General features: G+C 30.0%; 9 protein-coding genes. 3 read left to right on the top strand and 6 right to left on the bottom strand.

The annotated features are described in order from the left end of the window. Positions 1–681, bottom strand: coding sequence for a response regulator transcription factor (locus J3477_RS19715; RefSeq protein ID WP_206871642.1), 681 nt, complete (start codon positions 679–681; stop codon positions 1–3). Positions 682–1,052: 371 nt separating this feature from the next. Between J3477_RS19715 and J3477_RS19710 the strand changes: the two genes are divergently transcribed. Next, the gene (locus tag J3477_RS19710; protein ID WP_206871641.1) at positions 1,053–1,481 is read left to right on the top strand and encodes a helix-turn-helix domain-containing protein; all 429 of its coding nucleotides are present in this window, start codon (positions 1,053–1,055) and stop codon (positions 1,479–1,481) included. Between the two features lie 58 nt (positions 1,482–1,539). Then, complete coding sequence (locus J3477_RS19705) at positions 1,540–1,971, top strand: EamA family transporter (protein WP_206871640.1); 432 nt, start codon at positions 1,540–1,542, stop codon at positions 1,969–1,971. A gap of 54 nt (positions 1,972–2,025) precedes the next feature. Here J3477_RS19705 and lacZ read toward each other — a convergent pair whose 3' ends face one another. From lacZ to J3477_RS19680, 5 genes are all read right to left on the bottom strand, one after another. Next, entirely contained in the window at positions 2,026–5,049 is a 3,024-nt protein-coding gene (lacZ, locus tag J3477_RS19700; RefSeq protein WP_206871639.1) for a beta-galactosidase, LacZ type, read from the bottom strand. A gap of 355 nt (positions 5,050–5,404) precedes the next feature. Next, positions 5,405–6,580 carry an SAM-dependent methyltransferase gene (locus J3477_RS19695; RefSeq protein ID WP_284692014.1) on the bottom strand — a complete coding sequence of 392 codons (1,176 nt, stop codon included), beginning with the start codon at positions 6,578–6,580 and terminating at the stop codon, positions 5,405–5,407. A 368-nt stretch (positions 6,581–6,948) separates the two neighbouring features. Further along, a complete protein-coding gene (locus J3477_RS19690; RefSeq protein ID WP_206871638.1) occupies positions 6,949–8,667 on the bottom strand; it encodes a GGDEF domain-containing protein in 1,719 nt (572 codons plus the stop codon). A gap of 301 nt (positions 8,668–8,968) precedes the next feature. Continuing rightward, positions 8,969–10,237, bottom strand: coding sequence for a ferredoxin reductase family protein (locus J3477_RS19685; protein ID WP_206871637.1), 1,269 nt, complete (start codon positions 10,235–10,237; stop codon positions 8,969–8,971). A gap of 35 nt (positions 10,238–10,272) precedes the next feature. Continuing rightward, the gene (locus J3477_RS19680; protein WP_206871636.1) at positions 10,273–10,866 is read right to left on the bottom strand and encodes a CDP-alcohol phosphatidyltransferase family protein; all 594 of its coding nucleotides are present in this window, start codon (positions 10,864–10,866) and stop codon (positions 10,273–10,275) included. A gap of 216 nt (positions 10,867–11,082) precedes the next feature. On the opposite strand from J3477_RS19680, the gene J3477_RS19675 reads away from it, so the two are divergent. Continuing rightward, complete coding sequence (locus J3477_RS19675; protein WP_284692013.1) at positions 11,083–11,853, top strand: carbonic anhydrase; 771 nt, start codon at positions 11,083–11,085, stop codon at positions 11,851–11,853. Positions 11,854–11,903: the final 50 nt, after the last annotated feature.

Raw genomic sequence — 11,903 nt, 5'->3', positions numbered from 1 at the left:
TTATTCACCTTTTATTACATAACCAACGCCTCTCACTGTTGCTATGAGCTTTTGATTAAAGCCTTCATCAATTTTACTTCTTAAATATCTTATAAATACATCTACAACATTTGTATCTCCGAGATAATCATAACCCCATACACTTTCAATTAATTGTTCTCTTGTAAGCACCACATTCTTGTTAATCAATAACATCTCTAGAAGCTGATATTCTTTCTTTGTTAACTCTATTTCTTGACCAGCCCTCAAAACTCTATGTGCTTTCCTATCCATAATAATATCAGCTACTTTTATATCACTAATATCTTTAGCTAAGTCATTACTTCTTGTATATACCCTTATTCTTGCTAAAAGTTCTTCTATTGCGAATGGTTTAGTCAAATAGTCATTTGCTCCAGCATCTAGTCCTAAAACTTTATCAGAAACTTCACTTTTTGCTGTCAGCATTATTATTGGAATACTTGAGAATTGTCTAATTCTCCTGCAAACCTCGGTTCCGTTAATTCCGGGAATCATTAAATCTAAAAGAATAAGATTATAGTTATTTATCTCAGCTTTACTTAATGCATCTATTCCATCATAGGCAACATCTACTTTATATCCTTCATGAGAAAGCTCCATCTCAATAAACATTGACATCTGTTTTTCATCTTCCACTAAAAGTATCTTAAATTCCTTCAAAGTATCATCTCCTAAAAAATAGTGGTTTATAACCCATCTTAATATTAATATATAATATTTTTTTATTCATCATTATTATTGTTTGCATCACTCTTATTATTTACGCCTTTATCTTTGTTTGAATTACTTTTTCCATATGGATGTACCACTTCGTAATAAAATTTATATTTTCAAAACGAAGTGGTGCATCTTTATTTATGCTACTCCATTTGAGTTAAAAATAACATTAAAATCAGATTAAATTTATTAAACAAGAATATATTTATATACATCCAAATATCTATTAAGTAATGTTAAAATACTATTAAATACATTTATATATTTATTTTTCTATCATTTAGTATTAAGATAGATATATAGGAGGTGTTATTTTGGACAATAACATATTAAACATAGAGCAAGCAGTTGAATTCCTAGGTGTGAGTGAAAAAACATTAATAAAGCTTCTAAGAGAAGAACATATCCCAGCTAGAAAAATCGGTAGGGAATGGAGGTTTAGCAAACAAGCTCTTATCGATTGGTTATCTACTGGAGATTCCACTAACTACATTAATAAAAACGAACTTTATCAAGTTTCTAAAGACGAATTAGGAACTAGGCAAGATATATTGGATAGTATCTGCGAAAAAATATCATACTTAAGCGAATCAAATAGTGTAGAAAAGTTTTTAACACTTGAGAAAAATATCAGCATACCAGATAATGCTAATCTTAGAGTTAGCTATAAACAACAAAGAGATGTAGAAAAACTTGAATTTAAGATTTATTGGACACAAAGAGACGAATATAAGATTTTATAAAATCTTATTGAGATAATATTTACTTGTTTTTTTATCGAATAATAAGGAGATGTTAACAATGAATAGTGTATGGTTTGTATGTGCTATGCTTTCAGCAATATTCGCTGCTCTAGTAGGTATTTTTGGCAAGGTAGGTTTGAAATCAGTAGATGCCAATACTGCAACCGCCGTAAGGGCTGTAATAATGGCCACATTTCTTATTTTAGTTGTAGTCTTCCAAGGAAAGCTAAGCAAGATACCTGAGATTATCGCTGACAAAAAAACCTTTTCCTTTATAATATTTAGTGGTCTAGCAGGCGCCCTTTCTTGGTTATTTTACTTCTTAGCTTTAAAGTATGGAAAAGTATCTCAAGTAGCTCCTATAGATAAATTTAGTGTAGTTCTTGCAACTATCTTAGCCGTTGCATTTTTAGGGGAGAAGATAAGCAGAATGAATGGAATTGGTGTAGGCCTAATAGCCGTTGGCGCTATTATAGTTGCTTTAAGCTAGTCACAAATAAAGGAACCATGAAATCTTACATTTCGATGGCTCCTTCTATTATTTTTATTTACATGGTCTTATAATAAATTCAAAGTGCATATCTTTAGAAGAATCTATTAGGTATTCCTTATGGACAGGTGCTCCCCAACTATCATCTCCTCCTACTCCCATTTGTTTTCCTGCTATTGTTACAATAGTGTAGTTAACTGGTGGAAGCTCATAGTAATGAAGTGCATTTTGAAGTTCAAAGGCTGAATATGGTGACACTCCAAGCTCAAAAGGATTATTAACTGCTGCAAATTCTATTCCAAAGCCATTTTTATCTTTTATTTTTGCCCATCTTACACCAGTATGATTGCCGCTTTCTTGAGGCACTAAGTATCTTGAAACATTGCCCTTAACTAATTTTTCATAAATACCCAATCTGGCACCATGTACTCTATCTATATAATTTTCTTCAGGTCCCATTCCATAGAAATTAAAACTATCATAATCGGCTGATAATCTAAAAGCTAATCCGAATATAGGCATTTCAGGGAGCCCTTCTATACCTTTGTAATCACATTTAACTTTGATTTCACCATTTTCATAAGCAGTATAAGCTACTTTAACCTCAGCTGATACGCTTAAAGGCAGAGAGTAAGTATATTGAACCGTGACACTATATTCATGTTCAAAAACCTGTATATCCTTGCACTTTTGGAACATACTTGCCTCATGCCACTGTGAACATCTAAATCCATGTTTATTTCCATTATCATTATCTGTTGTTGCTCTCCAGTATATAGGCATAGGAGTTCTTGTAATAAGTTCTTTTCCATTATATCTTAATGATACAATTCCACCTTCTTGCTTTGAAAATAACACACTAAAATCTCTGTTTTTAACTCCTATATTTACATCTCCATGAATAACTCTAACTTTATTTAATGCTTTTACAGCTTCTTTTTCTTCAATAGAATACACATATTGATCAAAAGCTATCTCATGACCAGCCTTAGCCCAAGCAGTATCCCCCTTCAATTTAAAAGAAACATTTATGGAATACTCTCCACTATTACTTACTTGTGGTAAATCAAGCTTATAATATTCATCTTCACCTGCTTTTACTGCAACCTCCATTTGGCCTTTATACTGCTCTTCTCCGTTATAGCTTAAACTATACTCTAATGTATAATTGGACGTATCTATAAATAGGTTTTCATTTCTAACCTTAACACCATTTTTATCTACACATAATTTTATATTTTGATATAGCTTTTTAACTTCTTGTACCTTTGGTGATATGGTTCTATCAGCATATACTATTCCATCACCGCAGAAATTATAATCTGTGGCTCTATCATCAAAATCTCCACCATATGCAAAGAATTCATTGCCATAGCTATCTTTCTTCATAATAGCTTGATCTATATAATCCCAAATGAAGCCTCCTTGATAAAGCTCATACCTATCTTCTAACTCCGTATACTTGTGCATTGCTCCACAGGAATTACCCATAGCATGCATATATTCACAACTTATATATGGTTTCTGTGGGTTATTATTTAAATACTCCTCAATTTCATGAGGTTTTGCATACATCCTACTCTCCATATCACTAGTTTCATTAAATCGTCTATCATGGAAAATCCCTTCATAATGCACCAATCTTGACGGGTCTTTCTCTCTATAATACTCAGACATCTTATAGATATTTTCTCCTCCAAAAGATTCATTTCCACAAGACCATATCAATATAGACGGATGATTTTTATCTCTCTCTACCATAGACTTAGCTCTATCCAATACAATATCATGCCACTCTGGTTTACTGTCTGGAATAACCCAATCAGGAATCACTTGTCCCATCTTCATCCAAGACCCATGGGTTTCTAGATTGGCTTCATCTATTAAATAAATTCCGTATTCATCGCAAAGCTCATACCAAAGACTTTGATTAGGATAGTGAGAAGTCCTGACAGCATTTATATTATTCTGTTTAAAAAATCTTATATCCCAACGCATATCTTCTTTAGTTATAGATCTTCCTCTACGGCAATTAAACTCATGGCGATTTATGCCTTTGAAAACTATACGTTTTCCATTTATGTGCATAACTTTATCTATCATTTGAAAACTTCTAAAACCTATCTTTTGTGGTATAATTTCTACTATATTATCATTTTCATCCCTTACAGTAATGTAGAGAGTATATAAATAAGGATCTTCAGCACTCCAAAGTCTTACGTCATTTATATCCAGCTTTAAAGTCATTTCATTTTCTAACCTATAATCTTTAATACTAGCTAAGCTCAACCCTTTACTATTTTTCAGTTCTAAGTCTATAGTTCCAGTTGTTAATCCAATAATTTTCATTTCAGATTCTAGAACTGCATTTTTGTATTCACTATCTAGTATAGTTTTAACAAAAAGGTCTTGAACATGAATCTTAGGAATCGAATATAGATATACTTCTCTAAAAATCCCCGAAAATCTCCAGAAGTCTTGATCTTCGAGCCAACTTCCAGTAGATCTTTTATAAACTTCAACTGAAAGCTTGTTCTCACCTTCTCTTATATATTGAGTTAACTCAAACTCTGATGGAGTAAAACTGTCTTCACTATATCCAACAAAATTTCCATTTAACCAAACATAGAAAGCACTTTCTACACCTTGAAATGATATATATACAGGACCATCTTTAATGCTTTCATCTAAATTAAAGTACTTTACATAACTTCCAACTGGATTATATTCTTCAGATACGTGAGGCGGTCTTAATTCACTATGCCCATCCCAAGGATACATGGTGTTTATATATTGAATTTTATCGTAACCCTGTAACTGTATATGTCCAGGTACCTCTATATCCTTCCATGAATTGCAATCAAAGTCTATACTATAAAAATCTTTAATTCTTGAACTAGGATTTATGGCAAAGCTAAACTTCCAGCTTCCATTTAAACTTTGTCTTAGTTTCATATCTCTAGAATTCATCTCTTCCTCTGTAATGTAATACTTGTGATCTGAATGAGCTTCAATTCTATTTACAGCAAAAATTGAAGTATCAGAAAGCCAGTCTGTGTTAGGAACCTTAAACCCCATAATAACCCCTCCAACTCTTTTATCATAAAATCAATTTTTCAAATTTTTTCAGATATGTTTACTAGTAATATTTAAATGTAAACCTATACTTATATTCTCTAACATTATAAAGCTCTTTTCAATATATTTAGTAAAATAATAATAATTTTTACTAACCTTTTACTATTGAAATTTCATTCCATTTAATCATAATCAATGAACTACTTGTCATAATACAGTTATATAGATTTAATATAGGAGGTTGAATTATGAAATATATCTAATAAAAAGGAACCTATGATCTTAGTATGAACATAGATTCCTTTTATAAAGTTATGTCCTTATTGAACAATAACTTTATAAATTACTAATAAATTTATTTGTACATATACTCTCTTGTCCATGGCAAGTCGTTATTCAATCCCTTAGCAAACAGTGCTTGATGAATATTTATATTACCGCAATTAAAAGATGCTGCACAAGAATTTAGATATAATCGCCACATTCTTATAAATACTTCTTCCTTATCTTTCTCAATCTCAGATAATGCTTTTTCAAAATTTCTAGCCCAATTTTCTAAAGTTCTTCCATAATGCCTTCTAAGACTCTCAACATCTATAAGCTCAAAATCCTGCTCTGCTATTTCAGTTATTATTTCTTTAATAGCTGGAACATATCCCCCAGGAAATATATATTTATCTATCCAAGTATTAGTTCCACCATCATTTACTCCTGTTATAGAATGAACTACAGAAATCCCCCTATCGTTTAAAAGCCTGTTTACAACTTGAAAATATTCCTTTAGATTCTCTTTTCCTACATGCTCCAGCATACCTACACTAACTACTCTATCAAAAGTTATTCCTTTAATCTCCCTATAATCAATGAGTTTTACATCAACTAAATCTTCCAAGCCTTCTCTCTTTATTCTTTCTTTTACACCTTCAAACTGCTCAGAACTTAAGGTTATACCCATTGCCTTTACGCCGTAATTCTTTGCTGCAGATATTATAAGTTCTCCCCAACCACACCCTATATCTAAAAGGCTTAATCCCTCTTTTAAGTTTAACTTCTTAAGTATATGATTTACTTTGTTCTTTTGAGCCTCATTCAAGGTATCTGTTTGATCTCTAAAATAGCCACAAGAATACGTCATTGAATCATCCAGCCACAACTTATAGAAATCATTGCCAATATCATAATGGAATTTAATATTTTCCTTACTAGCTTTTATAGAACTCTTAAACTTTTTTATAAGGCTTTCATATTTTTCGCCATTCTTTAAGAAACTTTCTTTATTATTATACAAGGACTCAATCACATCTTGTATGCTACCTTCTATATCTATCTTCTTCGTCATATATCCTTCTCCAAATGCTGTAGACGGATCACTTAGAAGATCTTTCTTAGGAATTGGTTCATTAAAAATTATCTTAAACTTTGCTTTTCCTACTCCATAATCTTCAGTATTGCCATCCCAAAATTTAACCTGGAATGGATCAGAAAACATGTTTTTCAATAATGTTTTATAAAATAATTTATCAGCAACCAAATTTTATCACCCCTTAACTTAGTATTTATATATCATTTCAAATGTAAATCAGCTACTATTTCCTAGTCCTCTTGTTGCCTCTAAGAAAATAAAAATTAAAATGATATAAAATTAGTTACTAATATGTAGAGATAATTATTATAAGTTAATTAGATTTATTACTTAAATCATATTCTGAAAGTACAAATTCGTTGAATGATTTTTTTGGTTTCTTTAACAAATTATATGAATGTATTTAATAATGAACATTTATATAATATTATTTCCATATAAACAATATTCTAAAAACTTAATAAACAATGGCAAAAGCTATCAACATTTAATTGCTGATAGCTTTTTAAACAACCTGTTATTCTTATACTTTTATATCATTCAACTATAATCTTATTTCTTCCAGAATTCTTTGCCTTATAAAGCAATCTGTCTACAATCTCTATACACATCTGCTTCATATATGTATTATTTTCATATAGCCCTCCACTTACAGTGACTGAGGTACCATTTTCCAAGGAAATATCTTTAATGTTATCTCTGATACATTCAGCTAATTCTTTGGCTTTGTCTTTACTTGTATTAGGCAAAATTATTATAAATTCTTCTCCACCATATCTACCTATATAATCTGTAGACCTTAATGTATTTTTAATAACTCCGCTTATTTCAATTAATATTTTGTCCCCGTAAGGATGTCCAAAATTATCATTTATTGACTTAAAATGATCTATATCTATCATTAATACACTAAACTTATTATTATATTTTTTATAGTCGTCAATCACATTATCTAAGACTTTCTCTATATAACCTCTATTAAAAACATTGGTTAATCCATCTCTAATTGATTGTTCATATATTACTTTTGTATCACTTTTTAATTTTTCAACCTTAGTTATTTCCTCTGAATACTTTACTGTAAGCATGTACGCTTCAAGTATAGCAAATATAAACATACCAACCTGAAATCCATACCTAGCGTAGGACACCCCATTATTAACAAATATATCATTTATACTTGTAATCATTATAAAGAAAAATGCCACAAAAGATATTTCACTGTGTCTTTCTTTGACTTTCACCTTATTTATTAAAAATATAAGCATACTAATTATTATTATAGCTAATATTGCCTCTCCTATATATGAAAGACTATCGTAAAAAGTATTATTAGTCATTAAACATATTATAGTAAACGATAATGAAAATGCCCATGATAACTTTGTTAATTTCGGTGGCAAATCCTTGAATATTTCTTTTATGAAGATAACATAAATAGGAACCCATAGGTAATAGGTAAGTGCTGCTGTTTTGCTTAGTAGCTCATATGGCATGTTAGGAAAAAATCTCACTATTATCCTTTCGTTAAGGAATAAACATCTCAATTGTACAAATAAACACAAGATAGAAAAGTATAAAAAAGCCTTGTTATACTTTAATCTAACAAATAAAGATAAGTTTAATAATTGCAATATAAGTAAAGCCCCTATTATTACTAAATCAACCCCAGCATCCAACAAAAATTGATTCATTATATTATCTTTTTTACCAAATTCCATAGACCTAATTACAGGAAAAAGATCTCTATAATTAGATGTTTGTATAACGATATTAATATTACCATCTTTAGCGGTGAAGTATGAATATGTCGGTAAGTATATAGCTTTCTCTTCATTATAGCTCTTCCCTACAGTTCCAACTTTTCCTTGTAGTATACCATTTACCCATACCTTTGAAGCTGAAAGTAGCCTCTTTATTCTAAATCCATAAACAATAGTATCTTCAGCTTTTATCTTCAATCTTAAGGTCATATACCCAGTGGCTTGTCCATTAAACTGTTCCTTTAATTCATTAGGAATAGTTAAATAATTGTTGGTACTTCTATTTTCCAATTGTTGTGGTTCAAGCAACTCATTGTTATACAACTCCCATTGGCCATCTAGACTAGTAATCTGCTTTTTATCAAAATCATAATTACTAAAATCAATGACACCTTTTACTGCCTTTACATCACTGATATTACCCTTATAGATATATAACATGACTATCAGCAGTAGAAAAATCAGAAGAATAGAAGTTATAATCTTTCTCATATAACATCTCCTATTAATTATAATTAATACTAGATATATTATATAATAAGTTAATTGGTAATAGTTCAATATTATTAAATTATTGTATTATAATACAATATATTCTTTATCAATATCTTACTTTTAACAAGATTATTATTTACAACATAAAATATAAAAGTTACTATTATAGCTATCTTACAAACTAAAACTAGCAACTTTCATAATATGTCAATAGTATAAGACTTTAATTTGACTACTATCCTTTTTATAATTTTTTAAATAACCTTAGTCGTAGAGTAAAATTCATTTTTACCTTACTTTACTTAAATTGAAATTGCTCATAATGCATATTTATATTTTCAAAAGTGCTCTTTTTAAATTGAGTCTTTAAGCTTTCTCTCATTCCCTTAGGTCCACAAAAGTATACATCTTCAACCACACTAAGTTCCGCATAATTCTTCATTTGTTCTACCGATAAAAAACCTTTATCTTCGAAGTTAAATAAGTGCAGCCTTACATTTGAACCAAAGGTCAACTTTTCTAATTCCTCTAAATAAGCTCCATCTTGCCCACTATTATAGGCATAAAAAAAGTCTATTGAATAATCTTCTTTTACCTTCGCTTGTAAAAAACTCCTGAATGGTGTAACCCCTATTCCTCCAGCAATCCAAATCTGATTCTTACTTCCTTCCCTATAATCAAAATTGCCATGAGGCCCTTCTACTACAAATTCATCTCCAAGTCTTAATGTTTCTAATAAAACCTTCGTATCATCACCAAGTGACTTAATTGTAAATTGAATTTCTCCTTCTTTAGGAGCCGCACTTATTGTAAATGGATGTGAAGAAAACTTACTCCCCTTTCCAGGAAGCTTAATGAATGCAAATTGGCCTGGTTTAAATTCTATATTATGTGATAAAGCCTTTCCTGTAATTTCTAATGTACCATCAGATACAATTTTAAGTTTGCTAACTTTAAATTTAAACTTAAATGCTACTTTTTCATAAAGAAAAACACTATATAATATTGAAATAATTCCTATGAAGTTAATTACATTTAACCATATACTAAATGGGTCTAGGGATAATACCGGGTAAGTAGAACTTCCATAATAGTGGTACACTCCCATCATATACGCCACGATCATAAATTTGTGGATAGTCTTCCATCTTTCATAATTTAGCTTTTTCACTACAATTGCAGTTATTATAAGTATTACGAATAGATATAGACTAAAACTACCATACATTGCATATGGATCTCTAGGTATTGGTATTCCAGCTTTAATCTCAGCTCTCTTTCCTACTTCAATTGTTATATTATGGATAACCACTAAAAGTAATGCTGCTATACTTAAATATTTGTGATATACATATGACTTATCAAGCCCATTGAATATATAATTTAAAATCTTATTCCGTGTTGAAATAAAATTTACTAAAGCAAAAGCAACCAAGGCAAATGCCGCTATCAATTGCGAGTATTCACTTACCGTAGATATCTCTCTAGTTGACCTAACAAAGAACCATGTTACAAAAGTTATAAACATGCTTAATATAATAAATAAAAAACCTAGTTTCTTTTTCATCTTAACACCTCTCAATTAAATTCTATCAACTCTTTCTATTTTCTAACTTTGTCATATTTTAATGAGGCCATAATATAACAACTTTTTATTCTCTCATAAGAAGAATATACTCCTCCTAAAAATGTAGAATAAAGTAATATGCTAACTATATGGATTGTGCTGCCTGTATTAAATAGATTTGAAATACATATTATACCTGGAATTAAGAAAAATATAGCTGAAACTGTTCTTCCAATCCTATCAAAAATAAATGGATGTTCCGATGAAGTTTGGTAAAGCTTAATGAAATTAGAAGTTGCAACGAATTCTAAAAACTTAATACAAACAAACACTAAATACCATAAAGGCAATACATGAGTACTTATTAGTGCGGCATAAGAAGAAACTATATATAACAAATCTGCTAATACATCTAATTTAGCACCAATCGCGGTAGCTACCTCAAGCCTTCTTGCAATCTTACCATCAAAAAAATCCGAAACACATATCATTATAAATAAACTTATTAATACTGCATTATAATCTTGTCCATATAGAAACTGCTTAAAAATAAGAAAATCAAATACAATCGTCATAATTATTCTTGCTATAGTCATACCATTAGGTATAATTTTTAACACTCTATCCATATCTATCTCTCCTAAGATTCTCTTAATTATTTATCTAGATTAAATATAAACTAGTTAAATTAACAACACCTTAAAACTAGCTGAGAATTAGCTGAGAATCGTGTAAAAACTATACGTTTTTTGTACGCTTTTTTATAACGGATAAAAATCCTAATTATAAGAAAAAATATGAACGATTTGTATTAAAGACAAAATCATAATTAGGAGGTTTCATGAATGCTAAAAAAAGCATCTAATATCTTTACATTAATAACTGCTAATATTCTTATAGCAACTTTTTTACTTACAGGCTGTACAAATGCTAGAAATGATAATCTTTCATCAATTAATAATGTTGCAAGTAAAACAACGTTTGAAAATAAAACTTCTGATTCTCAAATGTACACAAGGCCCGACATTGTTACTATAGATCAGGCAAAGCAACTTTTGATGGATGGCAATAAAAGATATGTTGATAATAAGACACTGACACATGATATAAGCAATGCAAGACGTAAAGAACTATCTACTGATGGTCAGAAACCTTTTGCAGTTGTGTTAAGCTGTTCAGACTCTAGAGTTCCACCTGAATTAGTATTTGACCAAGGACTAGGGGATTTATTTGTTGTTAGAAATGCAGGAAATGTAATTGATCCTATTGCATTAGGAAGTATAGAATATGGAGCTGAACATCTAGGTGCTCCATTAGTAATTGTTTTAGGTCATGAAAAGTGTGGTGCAGTAAAAGCTGCAATTGAAGGTGGTACAACATCTGAAAACATTACAGCCATTATAAATCAAATAAAACCATCTTATGATAAAATTAAAAATAAGAGTCAAAATGCAGACGAAGTTTATAACCTAACAATTGATGAAAATATAAGAAATTCTATAAATTTGATTAAGAAAAGCCCAGTTATTCAAAAGTTAACTACCGAAAAAAAGGTAAATGCAATTGGAGGCAAATATCATATGGATACAGGTAAAGTAACCTTTGATATACAGTAGCATTTTGCTAAATAGCTCTTCTCTAATACTACTTTCCAAAATATAATGAA

Origin of the sequence: Clostridium zeae (genome assembly GCF_017312485.1) — a bacterium.
Lineage (GTDB): Bacteria > Bacillota > Clostridia > Clostridiales > Clostridiaceae > Clostridium_AR > Clostridium_AR zeae.
The sequence above is the reverse complement of the archived record's forward strand: the minus strand, read 5'-3'. Positions and strand labels throughout refer to the sequence as shown.

Coding starts and splice junctions, on each gene's coding strand:
- J3477_RS19705 (WP_206871640.1), top strand. CDS start 1,540: ATGAATAGTGTATGGTTTGTATGTGCTATGCTTTCAGCAATATTCGCT.
- lacZ (WP_206871639.1), bottom strand. CDS start 5,049: ATGGGGTTTAAGGTTCCTAACACAGACTGGCTTTCTGATACTTCAATT.
- J3477_RS19690 (WP_206871638.1), bottom strand. CDS start 8,667: ATGAGAAAGATTATAACTTCTATTCTTCTGATTTTTCTACTGCTGATA.
- J3477_RS19685 (WP_206871637.1), bottom strand. CDS start 10,237: ATGAAAAAGAAACTAGGTTTTTTATTTATTATATTAAGCATGTTTATA.
- J3477_RS19680 (WP_206871636.1), bottom strand. CDS start 10,866: ATGGATAGAGTGTTAAAAATTATACCTAATGGTATGACTATAGCAAGA.
- J3477_RS19675 (WP_284692013.1), top strand. CDS start 11,083: ATGCTAAAAAAAGCATCTAATATCTTTACATTAATAACTGCTAATATT.